The following is a 21,626-nucleotide window of genomic DNA, read 5'->3' as shown; positions in this document are numbered from 1 at the left end:
ACATAGAGCCTTTTTACATTAACACCATTCAATAAATGAAAAATCCCTCAATACCTTAACGGTATTGAGGGAAAAACCAAAGGTTAATTTAGATTAGTTTTCAGTTGATTTTTTTGGTAAAATCACTTCAACTTCTGAATGTGGACGTGGGATTACGTGAACAGATACTAATTCCCCAACGTTTTCAGCAGCTGCAGCACCTGCATCAGTTGCAGCTTTAACAGCACCTACATCACCACGAACCATAACTGTTACTAATCCAGCACCAATTTGTTCTTTGCCGACTAGTGTCACATTAGCAGCTTTAACCATAGCATCTGCTGCTTCAATTGCTCCGACTAAACCTTTTGTTTCTACCATACCTAATGCATCTTTCATTTTGATACCCTCCAATTTCTTTCTACTTATTTATTATATATAATTTTTCTTAATAAATCTAGTAGTTCCTCTTTAGAAATATTTTCCACAACACAAATATTTTGTATATTTTATTATAAATAATATGAATATATAAAAATTATTCAAAGAAAACCTTTTCAGATACACTAAAAGCTCTTGCCTTCAACATACTGCATAAGTTGATGGCAAGGGCTTTTGAACGTTTATTTAACTAAAGATTGACCTTTAATCAGTTTTTATAATTATTTTAACGGACCAATTTTATCTAGTGGCATAAATCTGAAAATCGCCGTGCCTTCTAATAAATTAGCATTGGCTAAACCAAACTCATCTCCGTCTTTAGAATTTAAACGATTATCTCCTAAAACAAAATAATGATTTTCTGGAATGACGTATTTTCCTTGTTCATTTTGTACGAGAGTCGTATTTTCTTCCGGTAAGGTCGAGTTTGTTAATTTAACACTATCTAATATTTGTTTCAAGGTTCTGTCTGGCTCTAGTGTTTGACCTTCTCCTAAAGATTGTCTTAAATTCGCTAGATATGGTTCATCATAAGGTTTTCCATTAATATATAAAGTATCGTTTTTATATTCTACTTCATCTCCGGGTAATCCAATGACACGTTTAATATAAACTTTACGTTGCCCATTTTCCATAGCACCGTCAGGAGCTTTTAATGTGACAATATCAAAACGTTTTGGTTTTCCTAATTTATATACAACAACTGTTTGACCGGTTTCTAAAGTCGGTGACATGGAATGCCCTACAATACTCATAGACGTAATCACATACGCTTTCAATACCATTGCCAGCGCCAATGCCCCTAGAATATACAACACAAATAGGATATTTTCTTTTAGTCTATTTGCTGATTTTTTCTTTTTCTTTTTATTTCTTAAAACAACTTCTTCAGACATAATTCCTCCTATTTTTCATTTAATAATTCTACAGCTTTTTGTAGTTGCGTATCGTTTTGTATAATTTTCTCGCGTAATGTTTTTAGCAACGCTCTTGTTGTATCACCAGAAACAACACCTGTTTCTTCTAGTTGAGCAGATTTTTGGAACTGTTTCACTGCTTGCACAGTTTCATCATCGTATGTACCCGTCAAATGAGCACCATAATCTAATGCACGTAATAATTTTTGTATATTTAGCACACTATCAGAAGATTCGCCCGACTGATGTACATCATCTGGATTGATAAACGACAATTTACTATATTCTGGTAAAGCAACTTCATAATCTGGTTTAATACCTGTTTTATGTACCCAAGTACCATTAGGTGTTAACCATTTTGAATACGTGATTTTAATACCTGTTTCTGCTGATAATTGTTGAACTGTTTGAGCAGTTCCTTTCCCAAAACTTGTTTCACCAACTAATTTTGCACGTCCTAAATCAGATAACGCTCCCGCAAAAATTTCTGATGCGCTAGCACTACCTTTATCAATCAAGATTGTAATAGGTTCTGTTACTTTGAAACTACCTAAAGATTCACTAGAGAATACTTTTTGAATACCTTCTGCTTTATTTTCCATTTCAAAGATAACTTTATTTGGTTCTACAAACATATTCACAATTTTTTGAACAGAGTCTAATAAACCTCCAGGATTTGAACGAACATCTATAACAAACGATGTTACACCCTTTGTTCTTAAATCTTTTACTGCTTCAACAAGTTCATCATACGTCGTTTTGGCAAAAGATGAAATGCGGACAATACCGACGTTTTGATTTGTTTTGTCTAATTCATGTTTGACTGTCGTCAATGAAATTTTATCGCGAACCACAGATACTGTATACTCACTATTACCACGTTTCATTTTTAGCGTCACAGATGTCCCTTTTTTACCACGAATTAAAGTCACAACTTCTGAAATAGATTTCCCTACAATGTTTTCTCCATTGACTTCGACAAATAAATCATTTGTTTGTAGACCTGCTTTTGCTGCTGGAGATTCTCCATAAGGACTGACCACACGAATATACTCACCTACTTGTTCTACTTCCACACCAATACCTTCTAATGTGCTGTCTGTTGCTTGCATCAATGCTGAAAATTCTTTTTCATTCAAATACGTTGTGTACGTATCTTCTGCACCTGAAACAAAACCACTTAATGCCCCATCAATCAATTTTTGGTCATCTAAATCACCCATATAGGCGTTTTTCAATAATGTATAACTTTTAGATAGTCCTTCAATCAATTTTGGCGGTAAATTTGATGTACTCGATAACATGTGTGTTTGTAATTGTGCACTAGCAATCATTGCTGCACACGTAACGCCAACAGAACCTAAAACTGTTACCAATAAAATCATAATGAATTTTGAAACAGATAAATGAATGATACCTTTTTTCTTTTCATGACCTGTTTGTATTTCTTTTTCTTCTAAAAATTCTTCTTCCATGGTTCACACTACTTTACTACTGTTTCTAATGCAATTTCCATCATTGCTGTAAATGTTTGCTCACGTTCTTGTGCTGTTGTTTCTTCTCCTGTAATTAAATGGTCACTAATTGTTACCATTGCTAATGTTTGTACATGATGTTGAGCACCTAAAGCATATAAACCTGCTGCTTCCATTTCAACAGCTAATACACCATAATCAGCTAATTTTTTTGTATTTAATTCTGCATTGTAAAAACGGTCTGAAGACAAAATATTTCCGACGTGAATATTATGATGTCCTAAACGTTCTGCTGTATGGTATGCTTTGTCTAATAAAGCAAAGTTTGATAACGCCGCAAAAGATACTTGATTTTCAAAAATATGATTTAAAATACCTGAATCTGTCGTTGCACCTTGTGCAAATACAATATCACGTACTTTTACATCAAGATTCATACCACCTGCTGAACCAATACGAATCAATGTTTTTACACCATACTGTGTAATCAACTCATTCGCATAAATCATCATAGACGGAATACCCATTCCGGTTCCTTGAACAGATACACGTGTTCCTTTATAAGTACCTGTATAGCCAAACATATTACGAATTGTATTGTATTGTACCACATCTTCTAAAAATGTTTCGGCAATAAATTTTGCACGTAACGGATCTCCTGGTAATAATACGATGTCTGCGATATCTCCTGGTTTTGCTGCAATATGTATACTCATTCTTTTTTCCTTCTTTCTTAAATCATTTGATTTCGTTGCATATAAGTTTCCCATAATTCATCAAATATAGTTAAATAGTTACTATATAAATCTGTTAATTCAACATAATTCACAATAGTGTCATAATCTTCAGCATGCTTTGGAAATCCAATATCGTTTGATACGACATTGGCAAAGGCTGTTTGTTTATCTTTTTTATATGGATCTGCGTACGTTAACATAAACTGATAAAACGAACGATACATGCTACTCTCCTTTATGCTGTTGTAATAAATGCCAAATGGTTTCATTCGGTACACTCACATCAAAGATATACTCATCTTTTTCAATATCAAAAGCTTTCACTTTCACAACGACACCATTTTTCCATTCTTTCGATGCCAATTCAATATATAACACATGATTTTTCGCATCTACTGAAAGAATATCTTTTGCCTGTTGTCCAATAATACCTAAAACAACATTTAAAGGCATATTTAATTGTCCTACTCTAATAGTATCAACTTTTACTTGTAGATTACCATTTTCTGTTGGATAAGGCATACCCACTAATTCAAAAGTAGTCTGAATACCTAAAATAGAAACTTTTCCAGTGATGTGCATTTTATCATCAAGTGTCAATACATATTCATTTTGTTGATTTCCTGATACAAATGATGAAAAAATCGTTTCTACTTCTGCTTTATTTAACGATAATGTTGTTTGAATTTTACTATTAGAAGCAGCGACTTCTGTTTTTTCTCTAACAACCATATCTGCTGGTTTAGAGATAGTATAAAACAAAAATGCAACAACTAGTAGATTGACACATGCCAGAGATAAAAAGGCATATTTCCATCCACGTTTTTGTAACTGTTTATCTATCTTTTTAGTCATGATAATACATCATGGCAAAAGCACCTTCTCCAGTATGAATACATACAGTTGGAACAGTAAATCCTATATGTAATACTTGTTCTTGGAACATAGATTTTAATTTGTCGATTTGCTCATGAAGAAATTCTGTCAAACAAACGTATGATAAAGAGCATTCCTTAACCGTTAATGTTTCCAATTTTGGATATACTTGTTCATCTAAAAATTTTTGAATAGATTTTGAACCTCGGCCTTTTTGCATTGGTGTTAATACACCGTCTTTAAATTCAAAAATCACTTTAACATTTAATAAATTAGACAACAAACCTTTGGCACGACTAACACGTCCTCCTCTGACTAAATTATCTAACGAAAACACACTAATATATAATGTTGTTTTTTCTTTAACATCTTTAATTTTTTCTAAAATCTCTTCTTTAGAAGCACCTGCTTGTGCCAATTTTGCAGCCTCAATAACTTGATAAGCTTGGCCTCTATCTGCAAATTCACTATCAATCACTGTAACATGATTTTTAGACAAGTCTCCTGCTTGTTGAGCCGCACTTGCTGTACCGCTCAACGATGACGCTACATGAATAGAGATAATTTCTGTACCGTCTTCAAAACTATCGTATACATCTAAAAATGTACCAATAGATGGTTGGCTTGTTTTAGGTAATTCTTTTGCTTCCTTTAACACTTGATAAAATGTTTCTTTAGCAATTTTTTCATCACTGTCTATATACGACACACCGTCTACTAACACATTTAGATTTACAATGTGTACATCATACACCTTTATTTCTTCATCTGTTAAATTAGCAATTGAATCTGTTACAATTTTAATTTTTGACATGAAGTCACCTCATCGATTGTATTTTGTTTCTTTATTATTGAAATTGCTTTATAATAAATGATATGTTTCATTATAACAAATTTCATTTAAAAGTTCTATGTAAAATACTTTTATCTTCATATAGGAGGAACGTTTATGCACAAAATTGAAACAAAAACACTTATTGCTGAAATTTTCAATGCTACTACTCATGGAATTGGCACACTTTTAGGTATCATAGGACTTATTTTTTTAATTGTAAAAGGGATACATATCAGTACATTAAACATTATTTCCTATACTATTTACGGTGTAACACTTATTTTACTCTTTTTATTTTCAACTTTATACCATAGCCTTTCATTTACAAAAGCAAAAAAAATCATGCGTGTTTTTGATCACTCTGCCATTTATTTACTGATTGCAGGCTCTTATACACCTTATTGTTTATTAGCTGTCAAAGGTACACAAGGATGGTTGATGTGTTTCGTCATTTGGATAATTGCTCTTATCGGTATTATTGTAAAATGCTTTAACATCGGTAAAAATGTTCTATTATCTTCTATCTTATACTTAGGTATGGGGTGGCTCTCACTTTTACTCATTGTTCCCTTATATCAAGCAATTGGATTTAATGGTATTTTACTTCTTGTATTAGGTGGCATCAGTTACTCAATCGGTACTATTTTTTACAATATGAAAAAAATCGAATTTATGCATGTTATTTGGCATCTATTTGTGATGTTAGGTGCAGGATTTATGTACTTTTCAATTTTTCTATACGTTTAATCAAAATCCCCTACGCAAACCAGCTAAGCGGTTTGCGTAGGGGATTTAACGTTATTTTTTTGTGTATTCTACAAAATCAGAAGATCTTAAACTTACTTTAGCAGACTCTAAATCTTCAAATGTATCATATAGACTGTATTTATTGTTGCTTAAATCGGCTAAGATAAGCTGATTATCAGAAACGGATACTTTAACTGTATATCCATATACTTTATAATATGTTTTTGTATCAGAACCTTTTGTTTCTGTAATTTTATAAATATTGACCACATTCATTGTATCTGTTGAATTATAGTTTGAAGTTGAGTATTTAAAGAATGTTGTTGCTCTTTCAAGTACAAATTCTTTTTTCTTTTCATAACTACTTTCAGGTACATTTTTATTTTCAGCTTTTGCGTAATCATCAATCTTATCAATAAGTGTATTTAAATTCGTAATATCGGTAACTTCTTTTAAACCTTCAACCGTTACAGTCGTTTCATCTGTACCATTTGTTACAACTTTACCTTCTTTTTTCATTCCAGTAATATAGTAATCATTTATTTTAAATGTTAATTTATCACCATTTGAGAAAGATTTATTTTTACTAGATACAAGCGTTACTTTATCTTGATTGTACTCTAAAGAACCGAAACCATTATAACCAGTTACATTTATTTTACTATCTTTGACAACATCTTCTGCACTTACTTTTTGAACATCTTTCAATCCAGACACAACAAATTCTTTTTTCTCAGGTCGAATTGGTGCATTTTTATCTGTTGCACTAATTGTAAACATGACTTTATCGCCATTTTTCAATTCTTTTGTTTTGTCAAATTTATAAGAGATACTTGATAAAACACTTTGTATCTCTAAATATTTTTTCCCATTTGAAAAAATATTAGATAATACTTTTGTAATATCCCCTTGTAATGTGTTATCAATATCTGCTTGTGAAGCACCATATTTTTTCAAAACAGCAGCTTCCACTTTTTGACGAATTTCTTTTTCATTATAGCTTAACGTTCCACTTCCATCATAACCAGAAAACTCCGGTTTGACATCATTTATCACACTAATTGGTCCAGATAATACAGTTGTCATGATAATCAAACATACAATGACAATCCCTGAAATAATGCCTACTTTTTTCTTATTTGACATCACATACGTTTTTATTTTTTCTACTATATTATTTGTATTATTATTTTCCATAATTTTTCCCACCCAATAAAATATATTTTAATTATCAAAAACCGTTAATGGCATTTGACGTTTGTGTTGACTACGTATATACCAGTATTCAATTTTTTCAGCAGCTTCTTCAGAAATGGTTTTTCCTTCTAAATAATCATCAATATCTTCGTATGTAACACCTAAAGCAACTTCATCTGGAAGTAATGGTTTATCTTCTTCTAAATCTGCTGTGGGTATTTTTAAATATAAAGCTTCATCTGCTTGTAAATATTGCAATAGTTGTCTTCCTTGGCGTTTATTTAATCGCCACAACGGCATAATATCTGCTCCACCATCTCCAAATTTTGTATAAAAACCTGTAACTGCTTCTGCTGCATGATCTGTACCAACTACAACGCCATGCGTAGCACCAGCAATTCCATATTGCACAATCATACGTTGTCTTGCTTTAATATTACCTTTATTAAAATCACTAATCACGACACCCGATATTTCTAAACTTGCTTGTGTAGCATCGACAGCATCTTTAATATTAACTGTCATCACTTTATCTGGACAAATAAATGCTAATGCTTTTTGTGCATCATCTTCATCGGCTTGTATGCCATAAGGTAATCTCACAGCAATAAACTGGTATGTATTATCTCCAGTTTCTCGTCTTAATTCCTCGACAGCCAACTGTGATAATCTTCCTGCTAGTGTGGAATCTTGCCCACCACTAATCCCTAATACTAATGTTTTTAATGAAGGATTTTTCAATAAATAACGCTTTAAAAAATCAACACTACGCCTTATCTCATCGTGAGCCTCTATTATCGGATTGACTTTTAATGTTTCAATAATATTTTGTTGTAATGGACGCATTAGTTCACCTCCTTTACTTGTTTTTTGACACGTTTTTTTATCTCTTCGATACTGGTCATCTTTTGTTCATACAATATTGTAGATAAATCGACTGGATATTTTTCTGGATTTAAAATACGACGGTATTCGTCCCATAAATGATTAAGCGATTGTTCTGCATATTGTTTAACACTTTCTAAAGTAGGTAAATCAATCACTAATTGACCATCAACGAATACATCATGAAGCAATGGACGTGCTGTAAAATCTTTAACCGTTTTATTGATATAAGTATGTACAGGATGAAACATGTACAATTCTTCTAATAAGTCTGGTCTTTCATGCCATAATGCAATATAATCTCCTTCAGATTTTCCATCGCTATTACGTGTAATTCTCCAGACTTGTTTTCTACCTGGCGTTGACACTTTTTCAGCATTACTTGAAATTTTCATTGTATCTACCATATTGCCATTCTCATCTTCGATACTAACCAATTTATACACAACACCTAAAGCTGGCTGATCATACGCTGTAATTAAACGTGTTCCAACACCCCATGAATTGATTTTTGCACCTTGCATTTTTAAGTTTAAAATCGTTCTTTCATCTAAATCATTCGATGCAATAATTTTAGCATTTGGAAATCCTGCTTCATCTAATTGTTCACGGATTTTTTTAGAGGTATACGCCATATCTCCACTGTCAATTCGAACACCTAAAAAGTTGATACGATCTCCCATTTCTTTTGCTACTTTGATAGCATTTGGTACGCCTGAACGTAATGTATCGTATGTATCTACTAAAAAAACAACATCTTTATGTGTCTGAGCATAAGCTTTAAATGCATCATAATCATTTCGATATGCTTGTACAAGTGCATGAGCATGCGTTCCCGTAATTGGAATACCAAAAATTTTACCTGCTCTAATGTTACTTGTCGAATCAAATCCACCTATATAAGCTGCTCTTGTTCCCCAAATTGCTGCATCCATTTCTTGTGCACGACGTGTTCCAAATTCTGAAATAGTATCATCTTTTCCACAAACTGTACGTATTCGAGATGCTTTTGTGGCAATGAGTGTTTGAAAATTCAAAATATTTAATAAGGCTGTTTCAATTAGCTGACACGTTGCTAAACTTCCTTCAACTTGTACCAATGGTTCATTGGCAAACATAATTTCACCCTCATGAGGTGCACGAATTGTTGCATTAAATTTAAACGCTTTTAAATAGTCTAAAAATTCTTCAGAATACTGTCCTTGCTCTCTTAAATATGCAATATCAGTATCTGAAAAATGTAACCCTTGAATATATTGAACCAATCGTTCTAACCCAGCAAATACTGCATATTCACTTGAAAAAGGTGCTTTTCTAAAATACGCTTCAAAAACTGCACGTTTATCTGCAATTCCTTCTAACCAATATGTTTGCATCATGTTAATTTGATACAAATCTGTGTGTAACGCTAAACTATCATCTTGATATATCATGAATATAACCTCTTTGCTTTCTTATTGTGCTACATAAATTGTAGAACATCTTTCATTATTATCCATTATACAAAAATAAGCTTTATAAATCAAAGGGAGGAATGTTCTAAAAACACAAAAAATAAACAGAAAAAGCAAAAGCAACATATCATCATATTGCTTTTGCTTACTAACTTTACGCTTGTATCCATTCATTATTTTGAGGATTATTTTGGAATTTCTTTAACTGTTTTTCTTGTTGAGAGGTAATCATCCCTTGTTCTAAAGCAAGTTGCATCAATGTGTTAAAATCACTTAATACACGGTATGACACACCTGATGCACTAAATTGCTCTTGTGATAAGTGCATATTATAGCTAAAAATAGCAATAACAGCAATGACTTCTATACCTGCTTCCTTTAATGCATCTACAACTTTTAGCACACTTTTCCCCGTTGAAATTAAATCTTCAACGACAATCACTTTACTGTGTTCTTTCGAAAATCCTTCAATTTGATTTTGTCTACCATGGTCTTTTTTACTACTTCTTACATAACCTAATGGTTTATTTGTTGCATCTGCTAATATACTTGCCATTGGAATACCAGCTGTCGCTGTACCAATAATTGCATCATAGTCGTATTCTTTTAAAATGTTTAAAAATGCTTGTTTAATAGTTTCTCTTTCTTTTGGAAAAGCCAATACTTTTCGATTATCACAATAAATGGGAGATTGAATACCACTTGCCCACGTAAATGGTTTTTCTACCGATAGAAAAACTGCTTGTGTATCCAATAGTATTTGTGCTATATCTTTACTCATGGTCACAATCTCCTTTAATTTGTTTATATGTTTGATAAGGATTTTCACTTGTTGTAATAGCACGACCGACAACAATGTAATCAGAGCCTTTTTCTTTGGCATATTGTGGCGTTGCGATACGTTTTTGGTCATTTTTTTGTGCTGTTAACAATGCGATACCCGGCGTGACACATAAAAAATCAGCACCACATACTTCATGAATTTTTTCCACTTCATGAACACTACATACTACCCCGTCCATACCTGCTTCTTTAGCATTTTTAGCATAGTGTAAGGCTGTTTTTTCTAGTCCTTGATTTAATAATAATTCATCTGTGACAACCTTATCATCTAAAGACGTTAAGACTGTTACAGCAATACACAATATATTCGGATTGATTTCTTTGACTGCTTGAACAGCTTTTTTCATCATGTCAATACCACCACCGGCATGTACATTGATCATATCAACAGGCAAGGCTGCTAATTGTTTCATTGCGTGATACACGGTATTTGGAATATCATGTAATTTTAAATCTAAAAAAATTTTATGCCCTCTTTCTTTAATTGGTGTTAACAAACTTGCTCCAAAGCGGTACATTGCCTCCATACCAATTTTTACATAAATAGGTTCTTGAAACATATCTAACATTGAGGCTAATTCCTCTTGTGTTGATACATCAAATGCAACAATTACTTCTGTCATTTTTTTCGGCTCCTTTTTATTATTGAAAAACCAAAATGCCTTGATACTGTTTATCAAGGCAAATGCAACAATCCATTCATTCTTTTTTGCCTTGATCGTCTCTCGGACGATATTAAAGGTTTTTCTTTTGCAAATTCTAGCATAATTAAACTATAATTACAAATAAAAAGAGCAAAAATTATTGTTTTCTATTTGCATTTTTTTTCGATATATGCTAAATTATTGGAGTATGTGAATGTAAGTTTGATACTCTTCACAGTTAAACAGACAAAGGAGGTAAGACAATGGCTAAACAATGTTTCGTTACTGGACGTAAAAGTCAAACAGGTAACTCACGTTCTCATGCGATGAACGCTTCACGTCGTACTTGGAAAGCTAACTTACAAAAAGTTCGCATTTTAGTAGATGGTAAACCTAAAAAAGTTTGGGTTTCAGCTCGTGCATTAAAATCTGGAAAAGTTGAACGTGTTTAATCACACAGCAAAACGCATTGTCCTACAATGCGTTTTTTCTTTTTAGTAGCAAAAAAAGCTCTCCACCAAGACGATTTATTATAGAGCCAAAAATAAACGTCATACCTTGACACCTTCAGATGTCGAGGTATGACGTTTTTATTTTTTCCCATTGAAAAAATCAATAACACCATTCCATAAATTTTCAGCACCTTTTTTCAATGTTTCTCCCAAATCTTTCACACCACTTAACCAATCTTGTTTTTTCTGTTCTTGTTCTGCTTGCTTTTCAGATTGGATAGATGTTGTTTCAAAAGATGTTTTTGGTGAAACAGCAATGATATTATTCACAGCAACATTAAAAAATGGGTGAATGCTATTTTGATAGTCAATACTTAAATGATGTGTATCATCTGTCTTATCAAATCCCATCCACGAAGTAAACACAAAATCAGGTGTATAAGCAACAGCCCACTGGTCTTGTACGCCTTTATCAGCAAACTCGGTTGTACCTGTTTTACCTGCTATTTGTAACCCAGCTGGTAATCGTACTTGACCTGTCCCCTCACTTGTATAAACACCTAACATCATACGTGTCATATCTGTAGCAATTTTCTCACTCATCACACGCTGACTATCGGTATGCGTTTTATTCACAATTACCGCTCCGGTCGCATCAACAATGCGTCGAATAAAATAAGCATCTTGTCGAACACCTTTATTAGCAAAAGCTGTATATGCACTTGTTAAAGCAAGAGGAGTTACTCCTTTTGTCATTCCACCTAAAGCAACACCCAGATAATGATCTGCCTTTTCTGTTTCGATACCAAATTGATGCAATTTATCAATCCCTTTTTTTAGACCAATTTTATCCAATAGCCAAACAGCACTAGTGTTTTTACTCAAGGCTAATGCTTGATACATCGGTAATGTACCTACTGTTTGATGATCCCAGTTTTTAGGCGTGTAATTATCTGTTCCATATGATAATTCTTCATCAATCATCATCGATTCTGGTGTATATCCATTTTCTAAAGCTGGTGTATACACTACTAAAGGCTTTAATGTTGAACCCGGTTGACGATACATCTGTGTCGCACGTGAAAATCCTTGATACACATAATTTCCCCGTCCCCCAATCAACGCCATAACACCGCCTGTTGTTGGGTCAGCTAAAATCGAAGCACTTTGAACAAGTGTGCCATCATCTGCATTTGGAAACAACTCTCCTCTTGCATACGCATTGTCTAATTGATTTTGATACGTCTGATCTAATGTCGTGTATATTTTATAACCTTTCGTTAAAATATCTTCCTCATCTAATCCATACTTTTCTTTTGCCTCACGAATAACCGCATCAAAAAAATAAGGATATTTATAAGATGTTGCCGTTTCATAGGCATCTTTTAATACAATCGGTTCTTGAGAAGCTGTATCTAAAATGTCCTTTGAAATCTTGTCATTATCAGCCATTAACTGCAATACTGTATTTCGTCTATTTTTTGCTTGATCTTCATGATCAATTGGATTGTAGTATCCCGGACCTTTTAACATCCCCGCAATAACTGCTGCTTCTGAAACACTAATATCTTTTGCCGACTTTCCAAAATATTTTTTCGAGGCATCTTCAACTCCCCAGACCCCATGTCCAAAATAAGCGTGGTTTAAATACATCGTTAAAATCTCATCTTTGGTATAGTGTCTTTCGATTTCCAAAGCCAAAAAAATTTCTTGAGCTTTTCTTAAAAACGTTTGTTGTTGCGTTAAATATGAATTTTTTGCTAATTGTTGTGTTAAAGTACTGCCACCACCAGTTAGCTTAAACCCATGTGTAACAAAACCTACCAAAGAACGCGCAATACCCATATAATCTATGCCTTGATGATCATAAAAACGTTTATCCTCAGTTGAAATAACGGCATTAACAATATTCTCAGAAATTTGTTCTAAAGGGACATATGTCCCTTTTTGACTAAACAATTCCCCCGCTTCTTGATCGTGTAAATCATATACTTTTGTCGTTTGTTCCAACCCAGCTTTTAACGCTTTTACATCTGTTGTACGTGCTAAAAACAAAAGATAGCTACTAAAAACAAAACTGATACAAAGCATGATAAATACTGCCCATTTTATCACATGATACTTTTTCAAAAAAGCATTGATAGATAGCACACGTTGTTTCAATACTTGACTATTTATTTTCATAAGCACCTCACACTCATGTCTTTACTCACGATTTTCTTTCACAAAACGTGTTAGTTCCTCTTTATCATTTTCCAACACACTATGCAATACATTCACACGTATTTTCTCAATCAATTCTCCTAAATATTTTCCACCCGTTTCTTTTTGTAACAATGCCATAATTTCTTTACCGTTTAACGCTAAATCTTTTACAGTTTTTATAGGTAAAGCATCATACAAGTCTGCCACCTCTGTTTTTTCTGACGTCAAACATAATAAATATGCCAATGTTTCTCCTTGAACAGACAATCTTTTCCCGATTTGGAACAAATCATCAACCGTCCAATCTCTTTCTTTTCTAAAAAACAAAATACGTAACAAAATGCTCACATCATCAATTAGTTGATTGGATAATTTCCAACTTTTTAATACTTGTTTAGCATCTATATCTTTGATACCCATATAGTATAATAAAATTGCCCAATACATAGCATCCGTCTCAAGTACGAATACATCATTTCCCAATCTTTGTAACGCATCTTTATGTTCAGCAAATTCTGGACAATATCTATATAACCCTGTTTTAAGAAATATATCAATCCCATTCTTTTTAAACGAAGACATCATCAATTTTTCCCATTCCACTTGAATACGTTCCACGGCTATTTTCTTTAATAGATGTGCATTTTTTTGAATACCCTCTTGCGTTTTATCATCAATCTCAAATCCTAGTTGCCCAGCAAAACGCACGGCTCTCATCATACGTAACGCATCTTCATGAAACCGTTCATGTGCACATCCCACGGCACGAATACACTGATGATGTAAATCAACTTGCCCGTTATGAAAATCATACAAATGACCTCGTCTATCCATTGCCAATGCATTGATTGTAAAATCACGTCGTTTTAAATCTTCCTCAAGAGAACGTACAAATTCTACCTTATCTGGTCGTCTAAAATCTTGGTACGTTGACTCCGTACGAAACGTCGTCACTTCATAAGTGTTGTCGTTAAATAACACCATTACTGTTCCGTGTTCAATACCAACATCTACTGTCTTTTTAAAAATATGTTTCACTTCTTGTGGAAAAGCACTCGTGGCAATATCCACATCAGAAATATCCTTTCCTAATAAAGCATCTCTCACACAACCGCCGACAAAATACGCTTCAAAACCCGCTTTTTCGATTTGCTCAAGAACAGGTAATGCTTGCTGAAATAAATGGTGTTTTAACATATAATCTCCTTAATATATTTCCCACAAAGGATCTAATTGCTTAATTTTAGCAATCATCTGTTTTGCCTTATCTCGCTGACCAATTTCACGTAAATATAATGCATACTCTTGTAAAAAAGTAATCTCTTCTTGATAGATTGGATAGGCGTACTCATAATATTTTTGTGCCTTATCATCATCTTCTAGCTTACCGTAAGCATAGGCTAGTAACCAATACAACTCACTATCTTCCTCATCTGTCAATAATGGTTCCACATACGCTACAAGCTCTTCATAATCTTCCAACTCTTTTAGACGATGTGCATATAATAATTGTACTTGAATATCATCCGGTACATATACAATCGCTTCTTTTAAAACGTCAATATCTTTTTCAATCTGATATAATTGTATGTATAACGCTGCTTGATAAGGATTTTCTTTCAACGCTTTTCTTAATAACGCTTTTGCTTTATCAAACTGTTTTAATTTTGTATACACATCTGCCATATAATAATGTGCTGATAAATAGTCTGGATCTCTCACTAATAAAGCATCAAACCATTTTAATGCCCGCTCATATTCTTCTAGCTGATAATACGATAATGCCAACTCAAATAACGATTCTGAATGATGATTTGTCATATCTATTTTTTCTAAATACGAAATTGCTTCTTCAAATTCTCCTAAAGCAATCAATGACTTACTTGCTTTATAATAAATATCCACCATATCATACTCATCTTCTTGTTGTAGTACCACTTCATAGTGTTGTAACGCTTTTTGGTGTTCTCCCATAAATTGATACAAGGTTGCCAATGCTAAATCAATAATTGGTTCATTTGGCATCATATCTTTTGCCAATTCTAATTTATACTGTGCAACCTCATACACACCTTGAATTTGATAAATCTCAGCAATCATTAACAAAGCATTAACATACAATGGTGACTGCTCAGGTATCATCAATAACTGCTCCAGTGCTTCATCTAAAGCATCTATCTCCACTTTTAATTCGGCTAACAATAATAACCAATCTTCGCTTTCCCAAAGTTGATAGGCATGCTCACAATTTTCGATTGCATGTTCCACAAACCCTAGTTGTGCAAAAGAAACAATAACATCATACGCATCACTTTCTTCATTATCACTCATAGCTTGTAATACTGATTTTTCAAATAATTGTACTGTTAGTTCCATTTGGTTATCTTGTATAGAGTTTAATGCTTTATATCCTAATTCATTCATGTCATCTACCTCATTTTATATAGATATCATGTTTATTCTATCATATTCAACATGAAAAATCGTCTATTTTACATTTGCAAGTAATGTTTAAAAGTTGTATCATAAAAAACAAGTAAGCGGTATCTTTATCATATTAGGAGAGATTTTATGGGACGAAAAATGATCTTTGCAGCTATTCTTTCATACTGTTTAGTATGTTCAGGTTGCGATAACACAACAAAAACAGAAAAGACAATAGAAAAGACATCTGAAATAAATACGACAATATCAACATCAACAACACATCGTACAACCACGACTACTTCCAAAACAACAACACAAATGACAACGACTACACAAAGTACTACGCATCATGCGAGCGATACAGAAAATACTGAATCAAATACACCACATCATACAAAAGAAAACAAAACGAAACAAAACATATCAAATAATAATATACAACCCTCTCAAAATACGAACAGTGGACAAACAAATATCGTGCCTCCTCAAACCGAAGAAACTCAAGAAGTTCAAGAAGAAACACAACCTAATATCTATTATCGTAATTGCAAAGATGTATGTGAAGCAGGAAAAGCTCCCATTTACGCAGGACAACCCGGATATGCTAAACATTTAGATAGAGATGGCGACGGCATCGGCTGTGAAATCTGTCCCAAAAAACGCCGTTAATCATTTATCTTTCTCCTAACCGAGCAAGACTGAGCATAACATAAAGAACCGACACAAATACATGTATCGGTTTTTTATTATTGTTACTCATCAAATAAACTAGTAGATGAAACATATTAGTCTATCTTGTTGAATGAAACATTGACTAAGTATCCCAAACTCAATATAATATACATACAACATAATATTATAATAATACAAAAAGAAGATAGGATTATGACTACATCAAGAAAAGCGTTATACAGTAAAAGAAAGAAACAGAAACCTTTTTATAAAAGTAAATGGTTTATTATTGTTTGCGCACTTGTTATTATTGGAGGAATTGGTTCACAATTAGCAAAAGATAAGCAAAAAGATACTTCTAGCAAAACAGAAACAGTACAAAAAGATAATCAAAAAGACACCACAAAAGTAGAAAATACAACGACAACAACTATGGCTGCTAAAAAATCATATAAAATAGGTGATACCATTACATTTGAAGGTGTTGCTGAAATCACCATAAAAAGTGCAGAATTTACGGATCAACGTAATCAATTTGATAAATCAAATCCTGAACGTGTTTTAAAAGTAATATATGACGTCAAAAACCTATCAGATAAAGATTATTTAGTAAGTAGTGAACTATCTCTATATGTAGGTAGTAAAAAAATGGAGTCTTATCCAAATGAAAATACTATTCAAAATATATCTTCAGGTAGAATTTTTGAAAATGCAATTTCCCATTTTGGTGTAAACGGTTCTGGAAGTTTTGAATTAGAAGTTGTTCCTTCTTTCTCTTTTAACGCCAAAAAACAAATTGTTCTTTTAGATTTAAACTAATGATATAAAACCCGTCAAAGTTTTAATTACTTCAACGGGTTTTCTTATCTTAGACCTGATATTATAAAAAACGAATCCCCTTAAAACTTAGTAAACAAGTTTTAAGGGGAATATTATTCATTATTTAACAGCATCTTTTAATGCTTTACCAGCTTTAAATCCTGGTACTTTGCTTGCTTTAATTTCGATTTCTTCACCTGTTTGTGGGTTACGTCCTTTACGAGCAGCACGTTCACGAACTTCAAAGTTACCAAAGCCGATGATTTGTACTTTTTGACCAGCAGCTAAAATTTCTTGGATTGATTCGAATAATGCATCAACTGTAATAGCTACATCTTTTTTTGTAAAACCAGTTTCATTTGCAACGCGTTCTACTAATTCTGCTTTATTTGCCATGTTTTCACCTCCGTATATGATTTCTAACGAAATCAACTAGATACATTTTGAATACAAATTATTCAAAATACTCTTTAAAAAGAATAACACACCGCTATGATTTATGCAAATATTTTTATAATTTTTTATATATATTTTTGTAAAAATATGGCGTTTTATGTACGTTCTCGTGTAATTAAACGAATAGGTGTTCCTTCAAACTCAAATGTTTGTCTTAATTGATTTTCTAAGAAACGTTCGTAAGAAAAATGCATCAATTCTTTGTCATTTACAAAAACAACAAAAGTTGGTGGTTTTACTGCTACTTGTGTTAAATAATAAATTTTTAATCGTTTACCTTTATCTGTTGGTGTTGGATTTGTTGCCACTGCATCTAATAAAACATCATTCAATAATGATGAAGAAATGCGTAATGATTGATTTTCATTAACGTGTTTTATCAATGCTGGTAAAGTATGCAAACGTTGTTTGGTTTTTGCAGACACAAATACAATAGGTGCATAAGACAAGTATAAAAAATGTCCTCTGATTTCTTCTTCAAATTTTTTCATTGTATGATTATCTTTTTCAATGGCATCCCACTTGTTCACAACAATAATAACACCTTTTCCTGCTTCATGGGCATAACCGGCAACCTTTTTATCTTGTTCTTGAATACCTTCTTCTGCATTTAAAACCATTAGCACGACATCAGAACGATCAATAGCACGCATCGCACGTAAAACACTATATTTTTCTGTTGTTTCATAGATTTTACCACGTTTTCGTATACCGGCAGTATCAATCATTTGGAATATATCACCATCTTCATCTGTAAACTCTGTATCAATCGCATCTCTTGTTGTTCCAGCAACATTCGATACAATTACTCGTTCTTCTCCTAAAATAGCATTTACTAATGATGATTTACCAACATTTGGTCGTCCAATAAAACTAAAACGAATTTTGTTCTCTTCGTCCTTATCTGTATCGTCAACTGGAACTTTTTTAAAGACTTCCTCTAATAAATCTCCCAATCCTAATCCATGACTTCCAGAAATTGGAAATGGATCGCCTAATCCTAGACTATAAAATTCATATACTTCATTTCTTTGTTCTGGATTATCTGCTTTATTAACCGCCAAAATAATCGGTTTATGAGAGCGATGTAAAATACGTGCAACATATTCATCTGCTTCAGTCACACCTTCACGTACACTCGTTAAACAAATAATCACATCTGCTTCATCAATCGCAATTTCTGCTTGATGTTTAATTTGTGACATAAATGGCTCTTCACTCAATTCAATACCACCCGTATCAATGACATTAAATGGCTTATCTAGCCATGTTCCTCTTGCATAAATTCTATCTCTTGTCACACCAGAAATATCTTCAACAATTGAAATTCTTTCTCCCACTAAGCGATTAAAAATGGTTGACTTCCCAACATTTGGTCTACCTACTATCGCAATCGTCGGTATTTTCATTCTCTCACCTCTTTTGTTTTTCTTTGTTATTATAATGGTATATTTTCACTCATTCAAACAAAAAGATGAGAGATGTTCTCCCATCTTTTCGCTCATATTATTCGTTTTCTAAAGACGCTAATTGTTCTCCTAATACATCACCTAATGTTACTGTTGTGTTATCTGCAGTCACATCATATGGTACTTCTTCTTCAACAACTTCTTCTACGACTTCTTTTTCTTTTACTGGTTTTTCAATTAAATCTTTAATGTTTAATGAAATACGTTTTTCATCTTCTTGAATTTCTCTAATTTTCACATCGATTTCTTGGCCAACTTGTAACACTTCATGCGGTACAGCAATATGTTCATGTGAAATTTGTGAGATATGAACTAATCCTTCAATACCAGGAAGTAACTCTACAAACGCACCGAAGTCAACTAAGCGTTTCACAATTCCTTTTACAACATCGCCTTGTTTAAATGTTTCTAAAGCAATATCCCATGGACTAGGTACTGTTTCTTTAATAGATAATGAAACACGTCCTTCTTCAGTAATATCTAAAATTTTTACTTTTACTGTTTCACCGACTGTTAATGCATCAGACGGTTTTCTAATATGACCGTGTGCTATTTCAGAAATATGTACTAAACCATCTACGCCACCCAAATCAATAAACGCACCAAATTTGGCTAAACGAGATACTGTCCCTTCTACAACACTTCCAACTTCTAATGTTTCTAAAGCTTTAGCCATTTTTTCTGCTTTTTCTGCTAAAACAACCTCTTTACGAGATAAAATCAATTTATTCTCGCTTGGTTCACATTCAACAATTTTAAATGTTAATGTTTGCCCTTTAAATTGAGATAAGTCTTTCATAAAGAATTCAGACACTAAAGAAGCTGGTACGAAGCCACGAACACCTAAATCTACCGTTAAACCACCTTTTACAGTGTTTTTAACAGTCCCTTCAACTAATTCATTATTTTCAAATTTTTCTTGAATTTCTGACCAAATTTTTCTAGCATCAACACGACGTTTTGATAGTAAATAGCTACCGTTTTCTTTATCTTTAATTGTTGAAATAACAACTAAATCTAATACGTCTCCAACTTTTACAATTTCTTCCAATCTATCAATTGGTTCAGTTGATAATTCTTTCGCAGGAATAACACCTTCAACCCCTGCACCTAAAATACCAACAATCACTTGTTTGTTGTCTTGAAGTGTCAACACTTCACCTTGTACTAAATCGCCAACCTTAACATCTAAAACATTATTTAATGCTTCTTCCATGGCATTTAAAAATTCTGACATGAATATAAACCTCCTATAATCGAGCACTGCTCAAACGTTCTTAAAAAAGAACAATATTTACGAACATTATACCACTTTTTATTAAGACAGTCTATATTTTAAAAGGTTTTTCTTGAATTTAAGGGGTAATATACGTTTATGGGGGACTCAATTTAGTATCATTTCAATATATTCAGAAATTTGTTGAATAACTTCATCAATCGTTAATGATGTCGTATCAATCTCAATCGCATCCTCTGCTTTTTTCAATGGACCAATGACTCTTGATTCATCAAGTTTATCTCTTTTTTCAATTTGTTGACATAATTCCCCCAAAGAAGAATGGATACCGCGTTGCTTATTTTCTTCATGACGACGACGTGCACGCTCTTCTACACTAGCAACCATAAAAATTTTCAACTCTGCTTCAGGCATAACAACAGTTCCAACATCTCTACCGTCCATAACAATGCCGCCTTGTGCAATATACGATTTTTGTCTAGCAACCAAATCCGTACGTACACCTTCATAAGAAGCAACTAAAGACACATTTTCCGCCACATTTGGCTGACGGATAGCCGATGTAACGTCTTTTCCATTTAATAAAACAATTTGTTGATTATCTATATTTTTACTAAACCGGATATCTTGTTGTTGACAATGTGCCGATACCGCTTGTTCATCTTGCATATCAATATCATTAGACAATACAGATAAAGTAATACAGCGATACATTGCTCCTGTATCTAAATAAATATAATTAAATTTTTCTGCAATTCTTTTAGCTACCGTACTCTTTCCAGAAGATGCTGGACCATCAATAGCCACACATATTTTTTTTGACATGTTCATTCTCCATAAAAATGCGATAGTTACTAAG

Annotated in this window: 23 protein-coding genes; 4 read left to right on the top strand and 19 right to left on the bottom strand. The window is 33.0% G+C overall.

Translation table 11 applies throughout. From position 1 onward, the window contains the following. Window positions 1–93: 93 nt before the first annotated feature. From pduA to H1220_03170, 7 genes are all read right to left on the bottom strand, one after another. On the bottom strand, window positions 94–378 hold the full coding sequence (pduA, locus tag H1220_03200) for a propanediol utilization microcompartment protein PduA (GenBank protein QMI86368.1): 285 nt from the start codon (window positions 376–378) through the stop codon (window positions 94–96). Between the two features lie 263 nt (window positions 379–641). Then, entirely contained in the window at window positions 642–1,316 is a 675-nt protein-coding gene (gene lepB / locus H1220_03195) for a signal peptidase I (GenBank protein ID QMI86367.1), read from the bottom strand. A gap of 8 nt (window positions 1,317–1,324) precedes the next feature. Then, window positions 1,325–2,812, bottom strand: coding sequence for a S41 family peptidase (locus tag H1220_03190; protein QMI86366.1), 1,488 nt, complete (start codon window positions 2,810–2,812; stop codon window positions 1,325–1,327). Window positions 2,813–2,820: 8 nt separating this feature from the next. Beyond that, entirely contained in the window at window positions 2,821–3,528 is a 708-nt protein-coding gene (gene deoD, locus H1220_03185; GenBank protein ID QMI86365.1) for a purine-nucleoside phosphorylase, read from the bottom strand. A 17-nt stretch (window positions 3,529–3,545) separates the two neighbouring features. Beyond that, window positions 3,546–3,773 (bottom strand): YozE family protein, encoded by a 228-nt coding sequence (locus tag H1220_03180; GenBank protein QMI86364.1) that lies wholly within the window; start codon window positions 3,771–3,773, stop codon window positions 3,546–3,548. Between the two features lies 1 nt (window position 3,774). Continuing rightward, a complete protein-coding gene (locus H1220_03175) occupies window positions 3,775–4,404 on the bottom strand; it encodes a YpmS family protein (protein QMI86363.1) in 630 nt (209 codons plus the stop codon). Then, window positions 4,397–5,239, bottom strand: coding sequence for a DegV family protein (locus tag H1220_03170; protein QMI86362.1), 843 nt, complete (start codon window positions 5,237–5,239; stop codon window positions 4,397–4,399). The genes H1220_03175 and H1220_03170 overlap by 8 nt, the downstream gene beginning before the upstream one ends. Before the next feature lie 135 nt (window positions 5,240–5,374). Between H1220_03170 and H1220_03165 the strand changes: the two genes are divergently transcribed. Further along, window positions 5,375–6,007 carry a hemolysin III family protein gene (locus H1220_03165; protein ID QMI86361.1) on the top strand — a complete coding sequence of 211 codons (633 nt, stop codon included), beginning with the start codon at window positions 5,375–5,377 and terminating at the stop codon, window positions 6,005–6,007. 51 nt (window positions 6,008–6,058) lie between these two features. On the opposite strand, the gene H1220_03160 is transcribed toward H1220_03165, so the two are convergent. The 5 genes from H1220_03160 to pyrF all read right to left on the bottom strand — a co-directional run bounded on the left by H1220_03160 (window position 6,059) and on the right by pyrF (window position 11,009). Next, the gene (locus tag H1220_03160; GenBank protein QMI86360.1) at window positions 6,059–7,204 is read right to left on the bottom strand and encodes a hypothetical protein; all 1,146 of its coding nucleotides are present in this window, start codon (window positions 7,202–7,204) and stop codon (window positions 6,059–6,061) included. Between the two features lie 27 nt (window positions 7,205–7,231). After that, complete coding sequence (gene nadE / locus H1220_03155; GenBank protein QMI86359.1) at window positions 7,232–8,050, bottom strand: ammonia-dependent NAD(+) synthetase; 819 nt, start codon at window positions 8,048–8,050, stop codon at window positions 7,232–7,234. Beyond that, on the bottom strand, window positions 8,050–9,528 hold the full coding sequence (locus H1220_03150; GenBank protein ID QMI86638.1) for a nicotinate phosphoribosyltransferase: 1,479 nt from the start codon (window positions 9,526–9,528) through the stop codon (window positions 8,050–8,052). The genes nadE and H1220_03150 overlap by 1 nt, the downstream gene beginning before the upstream one ends. 169 nt (window positions 9,529–9,697) lie before the next feature. Then, on the bottom strand, window positions 9,698–10,324 hold the full coding sequence (locus tag H1220_03145; protein ID QMI86358.1) for an orotate phosphoribosyltransferase: 627 nt from the start codon (window positions 10,322–10,324) through the stop codon (window positions 9,698–9,700). Further along, window positions 10,317–11,009 (bottom strand): orotidine-5'-phosphate decarboxylase, encoded by a 693-nt coding sequence (gene pyrF, locus H1220_03140; protein ID QMI86357.1) that lies wholly within the window; start codon window positions 11,007–11,009, stop codon window positions 10,317–10,319. The genes H1220_03145 and pyrF overlap by 8 nt, the downstream gene beginning before the upstream one ends. Window positions 11,010–11,293: 284 nt before the next feature. Between pyrF and H1220_03135 the strand changes: the two genes are divergently transcribed. Beyond that, entirely contained in the window at window positions 11,294–11,482 is a 189-nt protein-coding gene (locus H1220_03135) for a 50S ribosomal protein L28 (protein ID QMI86356.1), read from the top strand. Window positions 11,483–11,620: 138 nt separating this feature from the next. On the opposite strand, the gene H1220_03130 is transcribed toward H1220_03135, so the two are convergent. From H1220_03130 to H1220_03120, 3 genes are read right to left on the bottom strand one after another with little or no spacing between them, the layout of a single operon-like run. Next, on the bottom strand, window positions 11,621–13,666 hold the full coding sequence (locus tag H1220_03130; protein ID QMI86355.1) for a PBP1A family penicillin-binding protein: 2,046 nt from the start codon (window positions 13,664–13,666) through the stop codon (window positions 11,621–11,623). Window positions 13,667–13,687: 21 nt separating this feature from the next. Beyond that, on the bottom strand, window positions 13,688–14,884 hold the full coding sequence (locus H1220_03125) for a CCA tRNA nucleotidyltransferase (GenBank protein QMI86354.1): 1,197 nt from the start codon (window positions 14,882–14,884) through the stop codon (window positions 13,688–13,690). A 9-nt stretch (window positions 14,885–14,893) separates the two neighbouring features. Next, entirely contained in the window at window positions 14,894–16,111 is a 1,218-nt protein-coding gene (locus tag H1220_03120) for a tetratricopeptide repeat protein (GenBank protein ID QMI86353.1), read from the bottom strand. Between the two features lie 147 nt (window positions 16,112–16,258). Here H1220_03120 and H1220_03115 point away from each other — a divergent pair, with 147 nt between their 5' ends. After that, a complete protein-coding gene (locus tag H1220_03115) occupies window positions 16,259–16,783 on the top strand; it encodes an excalibur calcium-binding domain-containing protein (GenBank protein QMI86352.1) in 525 nt (174 codons plus the stop codon). 126 nt (window positions 16,784–16,909) lie between these two features. After that, complete coding sequence (locus H1220_03110; GenBank protein QMI86351.1) at window positions 16,910–17,605, top strand: immunity protein; 696 nt, start codon at window positions 16,910–16,912, stop codon at window positions 17,603–17,605. A 120-nt stretch (window positions 17,606–17,725) separates the two neighbouring features. Here the strand turns inward: H1220_03110 and H1220_03105 are convergent, their stop codons facing one another. The 4 genes from H1220_03105 to H1220_03090 form a co-directional block, all read right to left on the bottom strand. Next, the gene (locus H1220_03105; protein QMI86350.1) at window positions 17,726–18,001 is read right to left on the bottom strand and encodes an HU family DNA-binding protein; all 276 of its coding nucleotides are present in this window, start codon (window positions 17,999–18,001) and stop codon (window positions 17,726–17,728) included. Window positions 18,002–18,156: 155 nt separating this feature from the next. Further along, window positions 18,157–19,470: a ribosome biogenesis GTPase Der gene (gene der / locus H1220_03100; GenBank protein ID QMI86349.1), complete on the bottom strand. Its 1,314-nt coding sequence runs from the start codon at window positions 19,468–19,470 to the stop codon at window positions 18,157–18,159. Between the two features lie 97 nt (window positions 19,471–19,567). After that, window positions 19,568–20,767 (bottom strand): 30S ribosomal protein S1, encoded by a 1,200-nt coding sequence (gene rpsA, locus H1220_03095; protein ID QMI86348.1) that lies wholly within the window; start codon window positions 20,765–20,767, stop codon window positions 19,568–19,570. A gap of 147 nt (window positions 20,768–20,914) precedes the next feature. Further along, window positions 20,915–21,592 carry a (d)CMP kinase gene (locus tag H1220_03090; protein ID QMI86347.1) on the bottom strand — a complete coding sequence of 226 codons (678 nt, stop codon included), beginning with the start codon at window positions 21,590–21,592 and terminating at the stop codon, window positions 20,915–20,917. Window positions 21,593–21,626: the final 34 nt, after the last annotated feature.

The organism is Carnobacteriaceae bacterium zg-84 (genome assembly GCA_013874835.1).
GTDB lineage: Bacteria > Bacillota > Bacilli > Lactobacillales > Aerococcaceae > WM01.
This window is presented reverse-complemented; position numbering and strand designations above follow the sequence as displayed.